The sequence below is a fragment of the Tenacibaculum sp. 190524A02b genome, assembly GCF_964036645.1.
In the GTDB taxonomy this organism is placed as follows: domain Bacteria; phylum Bacteroidota; class Bacteroidia; order Flavobacteriales; family Flavobacteriaceae; genus Polaribacter; species Polaribacter vairaonense.
In genome coordinates, this window is sequence record NZ_OZ038525.1 from 4,947,637 (window position 1) to 4,968,731 (window position 21,095).

The 21,095-nt window shown below is 29.9% G+C and carries 18 protein-coding genes; 6 read left to right on the plus strand and 12 right to left on the minus strand.

Annotated elements, in window-relative coordinates:
* The first annotated feature begins 43 nt into the window (after positions 1-43).
* The 3 genes from ABNT65_RS20530 to ABNT65_RS20540 all read left to right on the plus strand — a co-directional run bounded on the left by ABNT65_RS20530 (position 44) and on the right by ABNT65_RS20540 (position 5,929).
* A complete protein-coding gene (locus tag ABNT65_RS20530) occupies positions 44-2,164 on the plus strand; it encodes a TonB-dependent receptor (protein WP_348746759.1) in 2,121 nt (706 codons plus the stop codon).
* A gap of 21 nt (positions 2,165-2,185) precedes the next feature.
* On the plus strand, positions 2,186-2,812 hold the full coding sequence (locus ABNT65_RS20535) for an HmuY family protein (RefSeq protein ID WP_348746760.1): 627 nt from the start codon (positions 2,186-2,188) through the stop codon (positions 2,810-2,812).
* A 192-nt stretch (positions 2,813-3,004) separates the two neighbouring features.
* Positions 3,005-5,929: an FG-GAP-like repeat-containing protein gene (locus ABNT65_RS20540; protein WP_348746761.1), complete on the plus strand. Its 2,925-nt coding sequence runs from the start codon at positions 3,005-3,007 to the stop codon at positions 5,927-5,929.
* 139 nt (positions 5,930-6,068) lie between these two features.
* On the opposite strand, the gene uvrA is transcribed toward ABNT65_RS20540, so the two are convergent.
* From uvrA to ABNT65_RS20590, 10 genes are all read right to left on the minus strand, one after another.
* Positions 6,069-8,855, minus strand: coding sequence for an excinuclease ABC subunit UvrA (gene uvrA / locus ABNT65_RS20545; RefSeq protein ID WP_348746762.1), 2,787 nt, complete (start codon positions 8,853-8,855; stop codon positions 6,069-6,071).
* Between the two features lie 172 nt (positions 8,856-9,027).
* Entirely contained in the window at positions 9,028-9,492 is a 465-nt protein-coding gene (locus ABNT65_RS20550; protein WP_348702713.1) for a DUF1842 domain-containing protein, read from the minus strand.
* A 324-nt stretch (positions 9,493-9,816) separates the two neighbouring features.
* A complete protein-coding gene (locus ABNT65_RS20555; protein WP_348746763.1) occupies positions 9,817-11,487 on the minus strand; it encodes an FAD-dependent oxidoreductase in 1,671 nt (556 codons plus the stop codon).
* A 302-nt stretch (positions 11,488-11,789) separates the two neighbouring features.
* Positions 11,790-12,641, minus strand: coding sequence for a glycoside hydrolase family 18 protein (locus ABNT65_RS20560; RefSeq protein ID WP_348702715.1), 852 nt, complete (start codon positions 12,639-12,641; stop codon positions 11,790-11,792).
* Positions 12,642-12,888: 247 nt separating this feature from the next.
* On the minus strand, positions 12,889-13,320 hold the full coding sequence (locus ABNT65_RS20565) for a hypothetical protein (RefSeq protein WP_348702716.1): 432 nt from the start codon (positions 13,318-13,320) through the stop codon (positions 12,889-12,891).
* 93 nt (positions 13,321-13,413) lie between these two features.
* A complete protein-coding gene (locus tag ABNT65_RS20570; RefSeq protein WP_348738170.1) occupies positions 13,414-13,770 on the minus strand; it encodes a hypothetical protein in 357 nt (118 codons plus the stop codon).
* A gap of 99 nt (positions 13,771-13,869) precedes the next feature.
* Positions 13,870-14,352, minus strand: a complete 483-nt coding sequence (locus ABNT65_RS20575) for a hypothetical protein (RefSeq protein ID WP_348702718.1) — start codon at positions 14,350-14,352, stop codon at positions 13,870-13,872.
* 398 nt (positions 14,353-14,750) lie between these two features.
* Entirely contained in the window at positions 14,751-15,497 is a 747-nt protein-coding gene (locus tag ABNT65_RS20580; RefSeq protein WP_348702719.1) for a response regulator transcription factor, read from the minus strand.
* The gene (locus ABNT65_RS20585) at positions 15,490-17,220 is read right to left on the minus strand and encodes a tetratricopeptide repeat-containing sensor histidine kinase (RefSeq protein WP_348702720.1); all 1,731 of its coding nucleotides are present in this window, start codon (positions 17,218-17,220) and stop codon (positions 15,490-15,492) included. Before ABNT65_RS20585 ends, ABNT65_RS20580 begins: the two co-directional genes overlap by 8 nt.
* A 17-nt stretch (positions 17,221-17,237) precedes the next feature.
* Positions 17,238-17,783, minus strand: coding sequence for a hypothetical protein (locus ABNT65_RS20590; RefSeq protein ID WP_348702721.1), 546 nt, complete (start codon positions 17,781-17,783; stop codon positions 17,238-17,240).
* A 421-nt stretch (positions 17,784-18,204) separates the two neighbouring features.
* Between ABNT65_RS20590 and ABNT65_RS20595 the strand changes: the two genes are divergently transcribed.
* From ABNT65_RS20595 to ABNT65_RS20605, 3 genes are all read left to right on the plus strand, one after another.
* Positions 18,205-18,789: an RNA polymerase sigma factor gene (locus ABNT65_RS20595; protein ID WP_348702722.1), complete on the plus strand. Its 585-nt coding sequence runs from the start codon at positions 18,205-18,207 to the stop codon at positions 18,787-18,789.
* 58 nt (positions 18,790-18,847) lie between these two features.
* On the plus strand, positions 18,848-18,991 hold the full coding sequence (locus ABNT65_RS20600; RefSeq protein ID WP_348702723.1) for a hypothetical protein: 144 nt from the start codon (positions 18,848-18,850) through the stop codon (positions 18,989-18,991).
* Between the two features lie 104 nt (positions 18,992-19,095).
* Positions 19,096-19,263 carry a hypothetical protein gene (locus ABNT65_RS20605; RefSeq protein WP_348702724.1) on the plus strand — a complete coding sequence of 56 codons (168 nt, stop codon included), beginning with the start codon at positions 19,096-19,098 and terminating at the stop codon, positions 19,261-19,263.
* A 107-nt stretch (positions 19,264-19,370) separates the two neighbouring features.
* Here the strand turns inward: ABNT65_RS20605 and ABNT65_RS20610 are convergent, their stop codons facing one another.
* Positions 19,371-20,246 (minus strand): M57 family metalloprotease, encoded by an 876-nt coding sequence (locus ABNT65_RS20610; RefSeq protein ID WP_348746764.1) that lies wholly within the window; start codon positions 20,244-20,246, stop codon positions 19,371-19,373.
* A 128-nt stretch (positions 20,247-20,374) separates the two neighbouring features.
* Entirely contained in the window at positions 20,375-21,010 is a 636-nt protein-coding gene (locus ABNT65_RS20615) for an endonuclease III (RefSeq protein ID WP_348738179.1), read from the minus strand.
* Positions 21,011-21,095 lie beyond the last annotated feature (85 nt).

The window sequence follows — 21,095 nt, forward strand, 5'->3', positions numbered from 1 at the left end:
AAATAAGGTTATATATTTGCCGTCGAAAATTAATTTATTAAGAATGTTTCTAAATAAGTTTAAGGCTATAGTTTTAGTAATGTTGAGTATCACTAGCTTTTCACAAGAGAAAAAGCAAAAGCTAGATTCTTTAAAAAATAATAAACTAGATGAAGTTATTGTAACGGCAACTAGAACGGCAAGGCAATTATCATCCGTTCCAATGCCAGTAACTTTAATCTCTAAAGAACAAATACAAAAGTCTGGTTCAGTAAGACTACGAGATATCCTATTAGAGCAAACGGGAATTACAATGGTTAAAGATTTTGGAAATTCAGAAGGTGTACAATTACAAGGGATATCAGCAGATTACACACTTGTACTAATTGACGGAGTTCCAATTGTGGGAAGAACATCAGGTAATATTGATTTAAGTAGAATAACAGTGAATAATATTAAGCAAATAGAAATTGTAAAAGGCCCTTCTTCTTCCTTGTTTGGATCAGAGGCTATAGGAGGAGTTATTAATATTATTACAGAGAAACCAAAAAGAGATCAGTTAAAAATAAAGTATCATATTTTAAGTAGAGGAGGTGCTAAGAATGAGTTGGATTTGAATGCAGATGTAGTGTACAGAAAGAAAAATATGAGTGTGGTTTCTGGTTTAAATTTTAATTCAAGTGAAGGTTTTGATTTAACGCCTAAAAGTCCTGCAAAAACGGTAAACCCACACCAGAGTTATACAGGGAATCTACAATTTTCGTATGATGTTTCAGAAAAGTTGAAAGTGTTAGTGTCTCAACGAATTTATCAAATAAACCAATATGTAAATGAGTCTGTTAATAAAGAGATTGATTGGAATTTTAATGGAAATATAAAACACCAGATATCTAATACATGGAAAGTAGATTATTCATTTTACGGAACTCGATTTAAAACTGAGAGTCAATTTAATGGAGAAACGGCTTTGTTTAATAGAAGCTTGTTTAGACCAGAGGTAAAAACAGAGTTGGCTTTATGGAAGGGTACTATGATAGCAGGTGTTGGAGGAAATTTTGATGCTTTAGATAGAACTTCTATAAGTGGTAACAAAACTTATAATGCCATGTATGCTTTTGGTCAGTTTGATTTTTATCCTTTTGAAAATTTTAATGTGATTTTGGGAGCTAGATTTGAAGATAGTGATACATACGAATCTAATTTTTCACCTAAACTATCAATAGGTTATGAAGTAACTGATTGGTTAACGCTTAAAGCATCCGGAGGTTTTGGATTTAAAGCACCAGATTTTAGACAATTATTTTTTGATTTTAGAAATGTAAATAATGGATATGTTGTTTTAGGTACGCAAACAGTACATACTTTATATCCTAATGTAAATGGTATAAATACAGTTAAAAAGGAATTAAAACCAGAAACCTCTACAGGTATAAATGTAGGATTTGATGCAAAACCAATTGGCGGATTAACTGTAAGTGTAAATGCTTTTAGAAATGATATTACTGATTTAATTGATGTTTATGACACACAATTAAATGATCCAGGAAGGTTTGGAAACACCCCAGAGCAGTTTGGTTTAAAAGCAGGTGATAGATTGTTTTCATACAGAAATATAAATGAAGTATTTACGCAAGGAGTAGAAGTAGATATAAAATGGAGGTTAACAGATAATTTTAAGTTTTTTGCAGGGTATCAGTTTTTAGATACTGGAAATAAAGAGGCTATAAAGAAATTGGAAGAGGAGTCTTTATTTATCAAAGATGCAAGTGGAACATCTATACGTTTGAATTCATCAGCTTATTTTGGATTAGCTGATAGATCAAAGCACATGATAAACGCTAAGTTGTTTTACGAAAACTATGAGCATAATTTTTCAGCAAACATAAGAGGGGTTTATAGAAGTAAATATGCTCCTTTAGATACCAATAGTAATGGGGTAATAGATACGTTTGATGATTTTGTTGTGGCAAATACACAAATAAACTTTTCAATGGATAAATCGTTTTTTGACAATTTATTAGTGATTCAGTTTGGCATTGATAATTTGTTTGATAATACAGCTATAGAAAATGGTGAGGTTTTCAATTTTCCTGATCCAAATTCAAACACTGGAGAAACCATACCTATAGATACATATTTGCAATTAGGAAGAACATATTTTGGAAGAATACAGTTTAATTTTTAATACAATAAATAGGATTATATAATGAGAAATTTAAAAACAATTTTAGGAAGTTTAGTCATAGCATTTCTAGTAACATCATGTAGTAATAATGATACCACTATAGAAAAACCATTAGTAAAACCTTCAGAAACTAAAACAATAGAAAATTTTCATGCGCCAGCTGGAGGAGGTGGTGGAAACTATACTGGTGATTTTGCAAAGTTTAGTTTTAAAGAAGGAAAAAAAGTAGATGGAGACAATTGGGATATTGCTTTTAGAGCTACTGAAATAATTGTTAATGGAGGAGTTAATGTAGAGAATATTAATGAAGAGCCTAATAGAACAGGGAAAGCAGCAGTTGCTCTTGTAAAGAATACATTAAAAGATTTAAAAGAAGCGCCAGCAGATAGTGAATTTAAACAAGATGCTAAAGAGAATTTAGCTATTACTAAAGGTAGTAATAATGGATGGTACTTGTATAATTTTAAAGACCATGTTATAGAGCCAAAGGCAGGGATAATTCTAGTGGTCAAAACCATTGAAGGTAGTTATGCAAAAGTTGAAATAGAAAGTTATTATAAAGATAAAAAGATAAATCAAGCAAATGGAAGGTATTTTACATTTAAGTATGTATATAACCCTAATCCAGGAGATAAAAATCTTCAATAAATTTCTAATTTATTGAATTTTGTTAGTTTTTTGTTACGTTATGGACAGCCTAATCAATTAAAATTTGATTAGGTTGTCTTTTTTTAAGGTTGATGTAAGTGTAAAAATTTTTATGTTAAAATAATTTTATTTTTATTTAGAATAAATAAAAATAGGTTAATTTCGCATATTGAAATTTAACTTTAATTTAAAATGAAAAAAAATACACTTACTACATTATTAGTGCTATTTATAATTGGAGTAACGAATGCGCAAGTATGGAAAGATACCTCCAAGTTTGAGGCTTTAGTAGCTAAAGAGAATGATAAATATGGAGTTTCAGTAGGTATCAATAGCAACTATTATTTTATAGGAGCTTCGTTAGATGATGAAGCAGTTGTGGGAACATCTGATGAAAGCAAATCAAATGGTGGAGCTGTATATGTATACAATTCAACTAATAAACTACATCAGAAGTTATTTCCTTCTGAGCCAATGAAATCAGCTTATTTTGGAAACAGTTTAGCTGTAAATGATAATTATTTAGTGGTCGGTTCCTATTATGGAAAGCATGATAAAAATGAATCTAAAAAAGAAGGATTAGCATACATTTTTAATAAAAATGCCAGTAATGAATGGGTAGAAGCTAAAATATTAAAGCAAGAAATTGGAAATTCATATGATTTATTTGGAAGAGATGTAGCGGTTAATGGAGATTATATTTTAGTATCAGCTAATGGAGATGATGAAGGAGGAAGAGATACCGGTGCTGCATATATCTTTTTTAAAAATCAAGGAGGAGATAATAATTGGGGACAACAAGCTAAGTTAAAAGTAAGCAAACCACAAAGTAAGGAGTATCTAGGGTGGTCAGGAGATTTATATGGAGATTATGCGGTTTTAGGTGCTTATAAATACGATGCAAATACTAAAGAAGATGTGGGTACAGCCTATGTTTTTAAACGTGAAGGAACAACTTGGCGACAACAAAAGCAATTTTTAATTGATGAGGCGAATCCAGATGATTTAGTAGGCTATGATGTTGCTATTTACGAAAATAGAATAGCTATTTCAGCACCTAATGCAAGCGTTGAAGGTGTAAGTAGAGCCGGAAAAGTATACGTGTTTGAAAAAGGAAATAAGGATAGTTGGAATTTAGTTAAAACATTGGTTTCGCCATCACCAGTACAAGATGAAATTTTTGGGCATAAAATAGCTATGGAAGGAGATAAAATTGTAGTTAGTTCAAAAGGATATAATTCAAGAAAAGGAAGAGTTTTTGTATTCACTAATAAAGGTACTTTATGGACTTCAAAAGAAATTAGTAAACAAACTCAAAGGGAAGATGATAATTATGGAGCTAGTGTAGCTTTAAAGAATGATAAAATTTTAATAGGTAGTGATGAGGGAACAGATAGAGTTGGTGCCGTTTATGCTTATAACTTAGTTAATAGATTTAATTTAGTGTCAGAGGCTTCTATTCCAGCTTTTTATTATGCGTCTTTGGATTGGGGAGATTTTGATAATGATGGTTATAAAGACCTAGTAATTTCAGGAGGGTTAGATAATAATTTAGATTTTAGTGCGGATGTTAGTGCTATAAAATTATATAGAAATAAACAAAACGGACAGTTTGAGGAAGTTATTAGCCCTGAAGTTTACGGATTACATTTAGGTGCGGTAAAATTTGCTGATATTGATAATGATGGTGATTTAGATTTGGTAACAAGTGGTCAAAATTATAATGATATTACTAAGTATTACTTAACTGTTTATGAAAATAAGAGTGGAGCTTTTACCAAAAAACAAGAACTAGACGGAGTTATTTATTCATCTATAAGCTTTGGAGATTTTGATAATAATGGAACATTAGATTTATTAGTAACTGGAGCGCAACAATCTCATGGAGGTGCATCAAAAATTACTAAAATCTATAAAAATACGAATGGAAGCTTTGTAGATGCTTCTATAAACCTACCTGCTGTTCAAAATGGAAATGCTGAATTTGCTGATATTGATGTGGATGGAGATTTAGATATTTTACTAATGGGAACGGATAAGAATGATAACTATATTTTAAAAACATTTGAAAATGTAAATGGAGTTTACACAGAAAAGCAAAATTTACCAGGAATGTATTTAGGTTGGTTTGCATTTGGAGATTTCAATGCAGATGGTTATTTAGATTTTGCAGTTATGGGGGATGATACAAATGATGATTATGCAGCTAAAATTTATAAAAATGTAAAAGGAGAATTTGCAGAATACCAAACCTTAAAGGGGATAGATAATAGCAGTGGAACAACACCTATAAGTTGGGGTGATTATGATAATGATGGTGAGTTAGATTTGGTGATTTCTGGAACTGATGTAGATTATAATGATGTAACAATAGTTTATAAGAATACGAAAGGTAAATTTGAAATTTCTGAAGAAGGAGTTATGCAATTAGGAGGAAATACAAGTTTAGGCTGGGGTGATTTTGACTTAGATAATGATATAGATATTATAGTTTCTGGTTGGTATACAGATGCAAAAGATAAACAGTATAAATCAGGAACATTTTTACATGAGAACCTTACTGGTGAAAAAAATAATAAGCCGTTAATGGCATCAGATTTAGTTACTACCAAAAATGGAAATGAAATTTTATTTGAATGGAATATGGCTACTGATGATTTTACTAAAAGTAAATCGTTGTACTATATTTTAAATGTAGGAACTCAAAAAGATAAAAGTGATATCGCTTCTTATCCTGTATACGGAACTTCATGGAAGTTGAAATATTTAGAAGCTGACAAAACCTATTTTTGGAACCTGCAAACAGTAGATGCATCACAAGCAATGTCTGATAAAATCTATGGTTCTGATGTGGTTTTGTCAGTTAATGATGAAGATGTATTAGGTAATGATATCGTTATTTATCCTAATCCAACTGCTGAGAAAATAACTATAAAATCTTCGGTAGTAGCTATAGAGGAAATTAAATTGTTAGATGTAAATGGAAAGGTATTGTCATTTAATGAAACTGTTAATACTAGATTAGCATTAAATATCGCTCAATATGCTAGTGGTGTATACATTTTATCTATTAAAACTAACAAAGGTTTTATAAATAGAAAAATAATTAAAAATTAATCTATTTCTTGTATAGATTAAATTTTGTGTGTTGTTACTAATAAGGCTATTCTAACGAGTAGTCTTATTTTTTTAGTATTAAACAATGTAGCTAAGAAGATCTTTTAATGTGTTTGTATTGAAGAGGTGTTAGTTTTATTTATAGTTTCTCAGCAAGATATTTAGCAGTAAAAGAAGTTTTATCTTTGGCTAATTCTTCAGGAGTCCCTGCAAAAATTAAATTTCCGCCTTTTTTTCCACCTTCAGTACCTAAATCTATAATATAATCAGCACATTTAATTAGTTCAATATTATGCTCTATAACTATAATGGAATGCCCTTTTTCAATTAAAGCTTCAAAAGAGTTTAATAGCTTTTGTATGTCGTGAAAATGTAACCCTGTGGTAGGTTCATCAAAAATAAATAGCGCTTTGTCTTTGGTATTCCCTTTTACTAAAAAAGAGGCAAGTTTAATTCTTTGTGCTTCTCCACCAGATAGGGTAGAAGAAGATTGTCCTAATTGCACATAACCTAATCCAACATCTTGTAAAGGTTTAAGTTTTTTAGCTATTTTGGTAACTTCATGTTTTTGGAAAAAATCAATAGCATCATCAATAGTTAAATTGAGAATGTCGTCTATATTTTTTCCTTCAAAATTTACTTCTAATACTTCTTTTTTAAAGCGTTTTCCATTACAAGCTTCACATTGTAAATGTACATCAGCCATAAACTGCATTTCTATAGTTACGACTCCTTCTCCCTTACAAACTTCACACCTACCACCTTCAACATTAAAAGAGAAATGCTTTGGCTGATAGTTTCTAATTTTAGAAAGCTTTTGTGCAGAAAGTAATTTTCTAATATCATCGTATGCTTTAATATAAGTTACGGGGTTAGAGCGTGACGAACGACCAATAGGATTTTGATCTATAAATTCAACATGTTTTAGCGTGTCGTAACTTCCATTAACTTCCGTATGTTGACCTAACTTATTTCCATAACCAATTAGGTGTTTTTGCATAGCAGGATACAAAATCTTTTTTACCAAAGTACTTTTTCCACTACCAGAAACTCCAGTAATAACAGTTAAACAATTTAAAGGGAAAGAAACATCTATATTTTTTAAATTATTTTCTCTGGCACCAATAACATTAATGGTGTTTTTTGAATTCCTTCTTTTTTTAGGAACTTCAATAGTTAATTTTTCAGATAAATACTGAGCTGTTAAAGATTTAGATTTAATGATGTCTTTAAAAGTTCCTTCAGCAACTAAATTTCCTCCATAAGTACCAGCTTCAGGGCCAATATCAATAATATAATCTGCCTCTTTCATAATGTCTTCATCATGTTCAACTACAATAACGGTATTTCCTAAATCACGTAGACTTTTTAAAACCTTAATTAATCGCTCTGTATCTTTAGGATGCAATCCAATGCTAGGCTCATCTAAAATATACATAGAACCTACTAAACTACTGCCTAAAGAAGTTGCTAGATTAATACGTTGGCTTTCTCCTCCAGATAAGGTGTTAGAAGTTCTGTTTAAGGTTAAATAATTAAGACCAACATCTTGTAAAAATTGAAGACGACTGTTAATTTCTGCTAGTAGTCGCTTTCCAATTTTTTCTTCGTATTTATTTAGTTTTATAGTATTAAAAAAACTAGCTAATTCATCTAAAGGAAGAGTTACCAATTCAGAAATGGTTTTACCATATACCTTCACATAGTTAGTCTCTTTACGTAAACGTTTCCCCTCGCATTCAGAGCAAGTAGTTTTACCTCTATAACGAGATAACATAACTCTATTTTGAATTTTATAGCTTTTTTCTTCTAAGGTTTTAAATAAACGATTAATTCCTTTAAATTTCTTAGTTCCATTCCAAACCAAATCTTTTTGCCCTTCTGTAAGTTCAAACCAAGGTTTGTGGATAGGAATATCAAAATCAGCTGCATTTAGAATCAAGTCATTTTTATACTTTTTATAACTATCCGTTTTAAAAGGGAAAATAGCATCTTCATAAATAGAAAGTCCAGTATTTGGAATTACCAAATCTTCATCAATACCAATAACATTTCCGTACCCTTCACAAGTAGGGCATGCTCCATAGGGGTTATTAAAACTAAAAAAGTGTGTATTAGGTTCTAAGAAAGTAATACCATCTAACTCAAATTTATTACTAAAAGCATTTGTTTCATTTGTGTTTAAATTATCTATATAACAAATACCTTTGCCTTCAAAGAAAGCTGTTTGAACAGCGTCTGCTAAACGATTGTAAAAGTCATCTTCATGTTTTACAACAATTCTATCTACAACTAAAAAAAGCTCGTTACCTTTAAACTCTTTAACAGGAAAATCATCAATTCTATATACAGTATCATTATATTTTAAACGAGCATAGCCTTGTTGTGTTAAAACTTGTAAAACAGTTTCTAATTTCCTGTTTTCGTTTATAGTTATTGGAGCTAATAATAAAAGTTTTGTTCTCTCTTCAAATGTTTTTACAAAATTGAGAACATCAGTTACGGTGTGTTTTTTAACTTCTTTCCCAGAAATAGGAGAGAAGGTTTTACCAATTCTAGCAAATAATAACTTTATGTAATCATATATTTCTGTTGAAGTTCCAACCGTTGATCTTGGGTTGGTTGAGTTTACTTTTTGTTCAATGGCTATTGCAGGAGCTATTCCTTTAATATAATCAACCTTTGGTTTATGTAATTTACCTAAAAACTGACGAGCATATGAGGATAAACTCTCTACATAACGTCTTTGTCCTTCTGCATATAACGTATCAAAAGCTAAAGAAGATTTACCTGATCCAGAAAGTCCAGTAATAACTACTAACTTATTACGCGGAATAACTACATCAATATCTTTTAAATTGTGCAATTTAGCGCCTTTAATTATTATATTTTCCTTAGGATTTACGGTAGATAAGTCTCTTTTCATTTACTCAAAAAATAAGAAGTAAAAGTACAATTTTATATATTTAATAAAAACAAAAAGACTTTCTTTTAAAAGTCTTTTATTTTGAAGTTTAAATAATAGTTTTTAGGAATAAAAAAACTACACCATGAAAATGGTGTAGCTATATTGGCGTATTATATTTAGTGCAAAGTTATTAAGCAGTTGCTAACTCAGCTTCCTCCTTTTTAACAGTATCAGCTAATCTTTCAATATCAGTATCGTTAGAAGTAATTTCAATAGCCTCTACTTTTTGTGGACCTACTTTTATCCATTGACCATCTTGAAGGTAAGAATAGTATGCTGTACCAGTTCTCCAGTTTTCATCTAAAACCATTCTTAATTTAGCATTAGGAATACCTGGTATAATAGGTATTAAAGGGTTCACCCCCTCTGCTACAACTAAAATGTTAGTAGATTGCATAGTAGCCATATAAGAGTAATCTCCATGTAAAGCTGTAGGGATATTTAAAGGCGGGTTAGTAGCTTGAAAAATTCTTCCAGAACCAGAAACTTTTTTGTGGTATACATCTACAAATAAGTTTACGTTAAAAGAAACTCCTCCAGGAAGGTTGTTACTAATTATGTATTTAACTGGGAATACCGTATCTTGATTTTCCATTTTTTTTAATTTATATAGTTAGTCCTAATGTGATTGGCTACATAGGAAAGCCTCGTTTTTTTAGTAGTTTCTGAACTCTACTTTTGGCAGTTTAAAAATTATTTTAGCGCTAATTATAACTTTTATAAAGTAGTTTATAAGACTACCTCTGATATCAAAGTTAATGTGTAATTACTTGATTTACAATACTCAATATCCCTTGAAAAAGAGTCAGTATTTTTACTAATAGTGTTAAGGGAGAACCCTTAAATGTGTTGATATTTAGATAGTTATTTCTAAGTGAAATAAATTATAAAAAGTAATAGCGTCGTTATACTAGTATATTTATATAATTGTTTTTCTAGACCTAAAGTGATTGTATTTGTCTTTAGAGTAGTTTTCTTTGATTTCTATAAGTCGATGGTAACTCTTATCAAAATAAGTTTTGGTAGGAATAGAACTATCTTTAAAACTAATAAATGCTCCAGATGTATTTGGAATGTCATAATCCCTACTCACTTCAATCCAATCTAAAGCTCTATTAGTTCTATCGTACACAAAGTTATCTTGAAACTCTTGTTTTTGAAACTCTTTTTCATTCCACCAACATTGGTATTGAATGGTGTATAATTTATCCTTATAAGGAAAAGCACTGTTCGTTTTATCTATGTTGTTTTTATAAAAATCACCAACAATAGCTCCAAGAGTTACGTAATTAAATAGTCCTAATGCTCTATTTCCTTCTAATAACAAATCAGAAGAAAGACTCTCTAATAGTTTTTGATATCCATTTTGGTTATTAGCATCTAATCCGTTTTTATTAACTAATCTAGAAGTAATTTTATGCGGAGCGGGTTCGTCTTCGTCGGGTTGCAATGGAGTACCTTGTAAATCAACAGACATTTTTAGTCTAATTTTATATAATGATTCTCTATCCCAAGAGCTCATTAATTGTAATCCATATTCTTTATCACCATAATCAGCACCTGTTGGAGGTTCAATATTGATGATGCTGGGAGTTAAATCATCAGTGAAGTTTTTGGTTATAAATTTATCTAGACTTTCTTCAGTTCCTTCCCAGTACCCATAAAAAACACAATTATGAGAAATATTTGAAGGAACGGGTTTGTTGGCTTCCCATGGTCTTCCGTTTATTTTTAAATTAGTTCCAGTCAGTTGAGGTGTTTCTTCAGATTTGATAATATTTTCCCACTTTTGTAATACCTTAAGCGTAGGAACTTTTTCAATTAAAGAATCAGGATCATTATCCTCATATGGATTCCATGTTAAGTCAAAACGATGCAAAACAGGAGGTAGAGGAAATGTTTGAATACGTAATTCTGTAACAATACCATAACTCAAACCACCACCACCACGCAATGCCCAAAGTAATTCAGGAACTTCATTGCCTTTTGCTTCTATTTTATGTAAAGTACCATCACCTAAAATAATATTTGCACCCACTAAATGTTCACAACACATCCCTTCTTTTCTGGTCCATGGCCCCCAGCCGCCACCCATGGTAAAACCAGATATGCCAACAGTGGCACAGGTTCCATGCGGAATCATAACATCATGTTTAGCTAATTCACTAGTTAAAGTTTGAAAACGAATACCAGGAGGAATGTGTGCTACTTTTGTGGCAGGATCAATTTTTACTTGTTTAGCTTCACTCATTTTTGACACATCAATCAAAACAATATTAGTTCCTGTACATTCACCTTCATGATCATGTCCACCTGCTCTCACTTTAATAGGTAAATTGTTGTTTTTAGCAGCTTGATAAGTAGTTAATACATCAGATTCTTGTTCACAAAAAACAATAACAAAAGGGTTGAATTGTAAACGTCTGTTAAATATTTGACTTTTTTTAGTATGCTGAAAAACATCTTCTAAACTTCCCCAGTTGGTTGATATTTCTACATTTGAAGGAAGGCATCCTTTTATTTCTTTTAAAAAATCATCTATATGATGTTTTAATAACTTTTCTGTGGTTTCTTGTTTGATTAGTGTCATAAGATTTGAATTTATTAAAATTGATATGAAAATATTAGCTTGTGTATATTAAAAATAAAGAATTTATAAAACTTTTGAAATTTAAAAAGTCCTTAAACCATTTGTTTTAGGAATAAGTCTATTGGTTTGAGGTATGAAAAATTAATAGACCATAATTAAAGAAAAGATACAAATATGTTTTTGTAAATAGAGGTTGCCTGAAAAATTAACTTTTAAAAACAACCTCTGGTGTTAATGGTAAGGATCATAGATCTATTATGTATTTGTACCGAGGAGGTTCAATTAGTATTTACGTAAAATTTTTAGATTTTAACAGGTACTTTTTTATTAGATAACGTTTGCTTCATGGTTTTTCCCCAATGACCATTCTTGTCACTATCAATTTTCCATCCCATAACTCCTCCAAAAGGTATTTTATTTTCTAAGGCTTGATTGATTATCTTAGTAAGTCCTTCTAAAGGAATATATCCAGTAGATTTTGGGCTTCCTAAATCTTGAATAGTTATAGGTTTTCCTACCATAAGTTTGTTAGCGGGAACTCCTTGTTTAATAATACTAGGAATAGAGGTTTCATTAACTTGATTTTCATACATGATTGTAAATATGTCATCATAATTAGAGTAAGTTTGGTAGCCCCAAGATCCTTGATTATAATACTGGATATTATAGTAGTCTATCGCACCACCAGTGCCTTTTTCAACTAAGCTGTACCCTCCATTATTTGTAAAATAAGTAGCTTGAGGAGCATGTGATATTAAAAGGTTTTTATTTACCTTTTTTACCGCTTTAGTAGCTTCTACAAGCCAGTTAATTTCTTCTTGTGTAGGAGGAGTGGTTAAGTTTTCGATATCTAAATCAACTCCATCAAAACCATATTGTATAGCAAAATTTGCTAATTCGGTACCAAAATCTTTAGCTACAAAATGTAACGGAGCTAAGTTAGCTCCTCCTGCAGCTAGAATACATTTTTTGTTTTTGTTCTTTAAAAAACTTATTATTTCAGGGGTTTTAGTAACTGCTTCAGCAGCACCTACCATACCAGTATTTGGGTCTTGCCAAAAAGCAAATAAAATATCAGTATATCCTTCGTATTTGTTTTTAACATCTTCTAGGTTAATCCAATTACTGAAATAACCAATAACTTTTTTAGACATAATTTTTAATTTAAGTTTGGTTTCCTACTCATAAGGCTTTTCGGAATCCGCCTCGTTTTTTATCGTAGTTTCTGAACTCTACATTACATTTTTTAAAAGCTTTTTATTGCAATTTTGTCTTTCAAGTATGAAGTTCTTTTTAAAATTAAATAGACAATTAATAGAATATTGAGAAATAGAAATTCTTTTTTTAATATCAAAAATTTACGTTTAAAATCACATAGCGATACGTATAATTTTGATTCTTTTAAGAACAAAAAATGAAACTGGTATTTCCTACGTTTCCAAAGTCAGGTTCAAATGTTACACTTTTATCACCAGAAGTGCCAACAGATTTTATCCCGCCATTTTTGTGGATATCTATTTCTATGTTTGAGCCATTTACACATATAAGTAAACTGGCTCCCTCTGGAGTATAAGGTACTTGGTTGACAATTTCTGGGTCTATCTGTAAACTTAATACTCCATTAGTGTTTGAATCCCCTGTTGAATTTGCACTTATTTTCTTATTGATAATGTTTAAATACTGTATTCCTTGATTTTGAAATCCTTGAACTTCTTGATTAATGGGCATAGTGACCCATCCATTAACTCCATATGTTTTTACATGATCGATATAAAAAGTTGCATTTTCTTTTTCTGTGATAAATTTAAAGGTTGTTGTTAAAAAATTAGACATAATTAATGATTTAATTAGTTATTCCTACTCATAAGGCTTTTCGGAATCCGCCTCGTTTTTTATCGTAGTTTCTGAACTCTACATTTTAATTATTTATTTAATAATTAAATCAACAACGGCATTACCATGAGGATCTAAAAGGTTAGCTGTAACTTCATACTTGGTAGTGTTTTCTTTTAACTTGGACTTGTTATTTTTTGAATAAGGAGCATCAACATATACCTTTATAGTACCTCCATCACTCATTTCCCAAGTTTGGGTAAAATCTGTCCCTGTAGCACTTCCTTTAGCACCTTGACATTTTATACCTAATTGTCTTGTATGAGGTGGTACTGAGTATGGACCTTCTTGAATTTTACCATAATCTACATCTGTAGAGTTAGGAGAAGCGATAGCATACGCATCTGTTTGGTTGTCTACTTGGATAATCCCTTTAACATTTTCTGACATAATTTTGTGGTTTAATTAGTTAATTCTTAGTTTTTTTGATTTCAAGGGGGATTGTTGGTTTTTAAAAAAGCCTCTAGTTTAAATAGAGGCTTAAAAGTTTTATTTTCTTTCTATCAATTCAATCTCATAGCCACCCTTTGCAGCAGCAATTAAATTTTCTCCTTTATTGCCCAATCTTGGATGTAAGGCTTCAGGTACTTTTGGGGCTACAGCGTAAAATTTACCACCATTTTCATGTTCAGGCTTCCAAGAAACTGCTAAACTGTCATTATTATTACCAAATATTCTACGGAAGCCATTTCTTAATCGGTAGTCTATTCTCTTACCTTTTTTCTTATCTCCATGAGGGTAGAATGCCCAAGTGTAATAGCCATCTTCTGCTAAACTTTTTGTAGATCTATTAATTAATACGGCATCATTTTCATTATCAACAATAATCATGTTTTCTTCCTTTTCAGGATCCGTATTTTTAGGATATCCAAGGTATTGCCCTTCGGCTAATTTCATGATGTACCTTTTGCCTTTTGGTCCTTTACTTAAAATTAAGTTTTCTGTTTCTTTGTTGGTTATCGTATTTTCCATTTTAATAAAATTTAAAAATTAGTTATTCCTATTCATAAGGCTTTTCGGAATTCGCCTCGTTTTTTATAGTAGTTTCTGAACTCTACGTTTGGTTACTGTTAGAAAACTTTTGATAGCGCTATTTTCTCGTTCTCTGATATAAAATTACTTTTAAATACTAGGTTAAATGAGTTGGATGTTGTGAGTAAGCAATTTTGTGTTGTGAATAAGGAAGGTTTTAGAATGAAAACAAGAAAAATATAGTAGAAAAGTTTGTATACCTTTTTTTTCTCAGTAAAAAAAGGTGTATAGTTAGTGTACATGAAAAAATTGCGAGAAAAAAACGTGTACAACAGGTGTACACGAAAAAAAGTGATAAAACAATTTCGTGTACAGGATTTTATAGAGAAAAAAGTAGATTACTTTAAAATAGAAAAGTTTTGAATAAGATTTTTGTATTTATCACTATAATAAATGAGATGGTTGTTCTTTAAACGTAAAGCATTTTCTGGAGGGGTAATTTCTTCAATAGCTTCAGTATTTACAATATACTTTCGGTGTATTTGTTTAAAGAAATCCTGATTTAAATATTGATTTACTTTACTAAGAGATATTTGAATGACAAACTTTTCTAGCTCTGTAATAATGTTACAATACCTATTTTCTACTTCAATGTAAATAATACTAGCCAGATTTACTTTTTTTAATGTATTCCTTTTCTTTATAAATAAATAGTTATCACTAATAACCGTGTTTTCTTCAGTACTAGCATAAACATTAGGTTGTTCGTAGAACTTTTCAATGGCTATTTCAATAGCATATAAAACTTCTAATTCATTAAAAGGTTTTAGTAAGTATCGAAAAGGCTTGGTTAACTTTGCTCGTTCAAATATTTGACGATCTTTAGATGAAGTTAAAAAAATAAATGGCTTTAAAGCATTTGGAACTGTAGAAATAGTTTCCGCAAAAGTAATACCTTCTGGATTTTCGCCTAAAAAAATATCAATCATTACCAAATCAACAGGTAACTGGTAAAATAGAGTTAAAGCCTCTTGGTAGTGAGTAGCAATGCCAACTACATGGTAGCTGTTTTTCTCAAGTACATTTTTTAACTCATTAGCTAAAATACTGTCATCTTCAATAATTAAAATATTTACATTATCCATGAGTATTAGGTTTTTTAAATCCAATAATTATTTTAGTTCCTATACCTTCTTTACTTTTAATAGTAAAAGAGGCTAAATTTTTAGCAGCAAAAGATTTACATAATTGTATACCTAAGCCTGTTCCTATTTCTTCTTTGTTCTTTTTTTTAGTTAATAAATCAGTTTCTTTTAAAAGTTCTTTTACGGTTTCACTACTCATACCTATTCCAGTATCTTCAATAGTTAGGTAAATAGTTTTATCTATATCTTCTATATGAGTTACTATAGGAGTATTAGGCTTAGAAAATTTAATAGCATTATCCAATATGTTACGAATAATAATTTTAAGAGAGTCTAAATCAGCTAATATAAATGAAGCAGGAGGTATGGTGTTTTTTAAGACAAGGTTTTTACTTTCTAATAAAGGTTTATAATTAAAAGCTACTTGTTGCATTACAGAATACAGGTCAATAGATTCAATATGAAAATACAATTGTCTAGTTTGCATAGTAGCCCAATTTAAAAGGTTTTCTAATAAATTATAGGTGTTATTAGCAATAGATGCATTTTTAGTAACCAAAGTATCTAACACAGTATAGTTTCTATTTTCAATTTCACTTAATAACTGTTTGTTACTTATTTTTAAAAGATTAACAGAAGAGCGTAAATCATGACTAACAATAGAAAAAAGTTTGTCTTTTGTTTGGTTAAGAGTGTTTAATTTTTCTTTTTGGGAAGTTATTATTTTATGGCTTTTACTTTTTTGAAAATAAAAATAAATGCCTAATATTAACAAAAGTAATAATAGAAATAAGGTAGTTAAAAGTCCTTTTTGTTGTGAGGCTTTTAATTTATTTTCTGTAGCTAAAAGGTCTATTTGTTTTTGTTTTTGAGTAATAGCTAACTTTTTTTCAAATTGAGCAACTGACCAGATTTTATGTTGATTGTTAAGTGAATCTTTCCATTTTTCAAATTCTTTTCTATATTTAAGTGCTTTAGCAAAATTTTTTCTATTTTCTTCTACTACAGCCATATTTAGAGAAGCTTTTCGCTTTATTTTATAGTCTGTAACTTTTTTAGAAAGTTGGTAAGCTTTTTCAAAATAAGGAATAGCTATGTTGTCTTTATATTGTTCATAATACACATTTGCTAAATCCATATAAGAACCTATTAAACGTAAAGTGTCTTTAGCTTGTTCTTGAAGTAAAATTGCTTTTGATAAATATTTTTCAGATTCCTTGAAGTTTGATAAATGGAAATAACTAATGCCTAAATCATGTATTACAGAACTCTTGTTGTAATCAGTGACAGAATCAGGTAAGTTATTTAATTTTTCAAAGAAGAAAATGGCTTTTTGGTATTTACGTTCTTCTAAAGCAATACCACCAAGGTTTCTAGTGATTTTATAATAAAAGGGAAATGAAGGAGGTATCTTATTATATTCCTTTAAGGTTTCTTTGTAAAGTTTTTTTTTCATAAAGCTATAACCACGCATATAATGAGTATAGTTAGTAGCATCTTTATGAATGTTTTTAATTAAAAACTTAGCAGAATAAATAAGTACTGAATCCCATTCTTTTTTTAAAAAAGAATGGGTTGTTTTTGTAAAGTCTTTATCTGTTATTTTTAGCTGATTTACTTTCTTAGAAAAGGAGAAAAAATATTTATCTTCTTTTTTTTGTGAAAAAACTAATGTATAACAGCATAAGAACGTTAAAAGTAAAAACGTTTTATAACTAGTCATTAAAATAGTATCTATGTTTAATCAGTAGTTTGAACGCTAGTTTCTGTACCTCTAGACGTTTCAGGATCAATATTCCATATAAAAGTTTCTACGACTTTAATATCCTTTAAACTAACAGGCTTGGGTTTACCCTTAGGGAAATTGTTAGTACTATTGGTTTCAAAATTTACAGTATAGGCTCTGTATTTATTGGAGCTTTTTGTTAAAGAATTTAGTTGAGCTTCATCACAATAAATAAAAAACTGTAGTTTACATTCACCTAAGCTACTAATACAAAAAAGCTGATTTACTTTAATGTTATTTAAATCGTCTTCAGAATCAACAAAAAACAGAACATTTACTTTGATTACCCCATTTTCATCATCTATTGGCTCATATACTGCTTCTACTAGAGAAGGTAAAGGTTGCGTAAAGTTACTATGGTAGTTAATATTTCCAGAAGGAAAAACATTTATATATTCTCTACCATCATTAATTAATAGTTCACCAGGAGGGAAGATAATTTCTTTCTCAGAAATGTTAGTGATGCAAGTTGTTTTTGTTTGAATTTCAGTGTGTTTCATCTTTAGTTTAGTTAGTTAATCTTATTAAGATACATTAATTTTTTGACGTATAAAATAGTTGTATAGGGCAATTCAAAACTATTTTAATGTAAAGAAGTGTAAAAAAATGTAAAAAAATGATTTTTTTTGGTAGGGTATATTAAAAGTTAATTGTTTTAACTGTGCGAATAGTATTTTTTTTGCTGTTTCCAAAATTAAAAATCTTATTAAAAAAGTGTTGTAAGATTACGATTAATTAGGTTTTTGATTAAAAAAAATGAAATATTATTTGTATAAGTGTTTTAAAAATACAATATTTGTAAATGTTTATTAGTCAATATTAAAGAATAACGCCTATAGAATATAATTACTTTTTATAAAAATAAATTTTACCCCTTAACCTAGAAGAGAGCTTATAGTTTTCTTCGTAAAAAGTAGTTATATGAATACAAACGTTACCACTGATAGCGAATTAGTAAAGAATTACATTAACGGAAATGAGCTGGCTATAGAAATTTTAATCAAACGCCACCAACAAAGATTGTATAGCTTTATTTATAGCAAGATACAAAATAAAGATGCTACCGAAGATATTTTTCAAGACACATTTATTAAAGTAATAAGAACTTTAAAGAAAGGTTCTTATAATGAAGAAGGTAAATTTTTACCTTGGGTTATGCGTATTGCACACAACTTAATTATTGATTATTTTAGAAAAGGTAATAGAATGCCTAAATTCAATAATTCAGATGAGTTTGATATTTTTTCAGTAATAAGTGACGGTTCTTTAAATGTTGAAAATAAGATGATTAAAGAGCAAATCTTAGAAGATGTGAAAATATTAATAGACGAATTACCTGAAGAACAAAGAGAAGTGTTAGTAATGCGTATATATAATGATATGAGTTTTAACGAAATATCAGAAAATACAGGAGTAAGTATTAATACTGCTTTAGGAAGAATGCGCTATGCTTTAATCAATTTAAGAAAGATTGTAGAAAAAAATAATATTATTTTAGTTAATTAGTATAATAAACCGAGAAAAGTTGCGTTTAATACTTGGAAACAAGCATAAAAAATATTATATGACGCACATTTACTCAGACAAGTCTTATGACTCTAAAATGAATCCTAAAAAAGAAACAATTCAGTTTTTAATTGACTTCTCAAAATCATTAAATATAGTTAGAACTAAATCAAACTATCTCATTGAATTGAATTTGAATTAAGAGTGGAAAAAGTCTCAAATATAGTATTTGAGACTTTTTTTAATTTTAGTACCTTCCGTATTAAAAATAACAAACTAGTATACTAACCAAAATTAAATATAGTTATGTTAACAAACATTTTAAAAAACAAAGAAATTCAAGTTTTGAAAAAGCAAGAATTAAAAGAAATTAATGGGAATGGAGGTGTAGATTGGTGGACTTTTTGCAGATATCCTAGTAATAGCATGCATCCTTGTTGTGGTACTAATCCTTCAGCGTTAATGTGTGGTTAAAGGTAGTTAGCAAAAGTATTGTAAAAACATTAAAAAGCGAGATTATATTTGATAATCTCGCTTTTCTCTGCCCCGTAAAGTCAATCTGTACTTATCTAAGGTTATTTTTAATAAAGGTATTCCAAGGCTATTTTGTCAAAACGACTCAACTCTCCTTGTACACTAGAAGGGAAGCAAGAATTCATAATTGAAGAAGGGTCATTACTAGCCCCAGCTGTTCCAGGAATATAAACTGCTCCAATAGAACCTGGTGATTCACCACTTTGTCCACAAGATTGTCTAGTATCCCAGTCCGTATGACGTAATCCAAGTGTATGGCCAATTTCATGGGTCATAAGGCCTTCTATAATTTGCGCATCTCCAGATCTGTTTGCTCCAGTATTTATGCGTACTCTAAGTCCAGGTAAACCATTACTCGAAGGAAATTCTGCTCTACCTCTTACGCTGTCTTCAGGTAACTCTCTGCCAGCATCATAATATACTACAATATCGTCTCCATCAAAGTTAGTTGTAAAAACTAAATTCATTTGGATAGACATGTTTAAAGCATTGAAATTGTTAACAGCATAACGTAAACCAGTTCTTGCAGTATTACTTAAAGCAAATTGTCCGCCGGTATAACCAACAACAGTGATGGTTCTAGGTGTACTAACTAGGTTAAAAGTTCTGTATTGCTTTTTAGAATTTGCATTACTTTTTCCTAGAGATTGTGTTCCTAAGCGCATTAACTCATCATGAGAAATAACAACGTCACCCTCAACTTCATAGGCATGCTCAATATTTCCTTCAAGAGTTTCATAGGTGACTTTTTTAATGTAATTGGTATTTAAGTTAACTTCTTTTAGTTTGTTCATTACCTCTTGTGGAATTTCTTGATTCTGGGGCTCAGGTAAGTTAACTACTTCGGGGTTGTTATTACATGATTGTGTAAAAATTCCGAATACGACAATAAGACCAATAAATTTAAATTGATTGATTTTCATAAGTAGAAGGGTTTAAAAATTGTTAATAATTTGTTATGCCAATTTAAATAAAAAAAGTAAACCCTTCTAGTTTAGTAGGCTAATTGCTAATTATTTTTTTAGTAATGCGCAACTTTTGGTTTTTATTTTTAATCTAAAACAGATTTTCTACCTATAGTTTTTGTAATTATGTCATTTTCAATATTCCATCCACGTGCGGGAGAATATTCTCTACCATAATAAATAATTTGTAAGTGTAGTTTGTTCCATAATTCTTTAGGGAATAAACGTTTTGCATCTTTTTCTGTTTGAGCTACATTTTTACCTGTAGTTAAATTCCAGCGGTACATCAAACGGTGAATATGTGTGTCTACAGGAAAAGCAGGAATATTAAAAGCTTGTGCCATTACTACACTAGCCGTTTTATGACCAACAGCAGGTAATTCTTCAAGAGCATCAAAATCGGCAGGTACTTCACCATTATGTTTTTCAATTAATATTTGAGATAATCCGTGTATCCCTTTAGACTTCATGGGAGATAACCCAACGGGTTTAATAATTTCCCTAATTTCTTCTACAGTTAATTTAACCATGTCATACGGATTGTCTGCTTTTTCAAATAATAATGGTGTAATGGTGTTTACTCTTGCATCTGTGCTTTGAGCAGAAAGAAGCACAGCTATTAATAAAGTATAAGGATCTTTATGATCTAAAGGAATTGGTGTTTCAGGATATAGTTTTTCTAATGTATCTATTACAAACTGTACTTTTTCGGCTTTAGTCATGGTATAGGTATCAAGTATTTTGGAATGCTAATTTACAAACTTCCTTAATTGTACTTTATATATTAGGTAGTAATTTGTAAATTTG

Coding starts and splice junctions, on each gene's coding strand:
- ABNT65_RS20615 (WP_348738179.1), bottom strand. CDS start 21,010: ATGACTAAAGCCGAAAAAGTACAGTTTGTAATAGATACATTAGAAAAA.
- ABNT65_RS20560 (WP_348702715.1), bottom strand. CDS start 12,641: ATGTCTAAAAAAGTTATTGGTTATTTCAGTAATTGGATTAACCTAGAA.
- ABNT65_RS20595 (WP_348702722.1), top strand. CDS start 18,205: ATGAATACAAACGTTACCACTGATAGCGAATTAGTAAAGAATTACATT.
- ABNT65_RS20535 (WP_348746760.1), top strand. CDS start 2,186: ATGAGAAATTTAAAAACAATTTTAGGAAGTTTAGTCATAGCATTTCTA.
- ABNT65_RS20550 (WP_348702713.1), bottom strand. CDS start 9,492: ATGGAAAATCAAGATACGGTATTCCCAGTTAAATACATAATTAGTAAC.
- ABNT65_RS20605 (WP_348702724.1), top strand. CDS start 19,096: ATGTTAACAAACATTTTAAAAAACAAAGAAATTCAAGTTTTGAAAAAG.
- ABNT65_RS20565 (WP_348702716.1), bottom strand. CDS start 13,320: ATGTCTAATTTTTTAACAACAACCTTTAAATTTATCACAGAAAAAGAA.
- ABNT65_RS20590 (WP_348702721.1), bottom strand. CDS start 17,783: ATGAAACACACTGAAATTCAAACAAAAACAACTTGCATCACTAACATT.
- ABNT65_RS20610 (WP_348746764.1), bottom strand. CDS start 20,246: ATGAAAATCAATCAATTTAAATTTATTGGTCTTATTGTCGTATTCGGA.
- ABNT65_RS20600 (WP_348702723.1), top strand. CDS start 18,848: ATGACGCACATTTACTCAGACAAGTCTTATGACTCTAAAATGAATCCT.
- ABNT65_RS20570 (WP_348738170.1), bottom strand. CDS start 13,770: ATGTCAGAAAATGTTAAAGGGATTATCCAAGTAGACAACCAAACAGAT.
- ABNT65_RS20580 (WP_348702719.1), bottom strand. CDS start 15,497: ATGGATAATGTAAATATTTTAATTATTGAAGATGACAGTATTTTAGCT.
- ABNT65_RS20575 (WP_348702718.1), bottom strand. CDS start 14,352: ATGGAAAATACGATAACCAACAAAGAAACAGAAAACTTAATTTTAAGT.
- ABNT65_RS20540 (WP_348746761.1), top strand. CDS start 3,005: ATGAAAAAAAATACACTTACTACATTATTAGTGCTATTTATAATTGGA.
- ABNT65_RS20555 (WP_348746763.1), bottom strand. CDS start 11,487: ATGACACTAATCAAACAAGAAACCACAGAAAAGTTATTAAAACATCAT.
- ABNT65_RS20585 (WP_348702720.1), bottom strand. CDS start 17,220: ATGACTAGTTATAAAACGTTTTTACTTTTAACGTTCTTATGCTGTTAT.
- uvrA (WP_348746762.1), bottom strand. CDS start 8,855: ATGAAAAGAGACTTATCTACCGTAAATCCTAAGGAAAATATAATAATT.
- ABNT65_RS20530 (WP_348746759.1), top strand. CDS start 44: ATGTTTCTAAATAAGTTTAAGGCTATAGTTTTAGTAATGTTGAGTATC.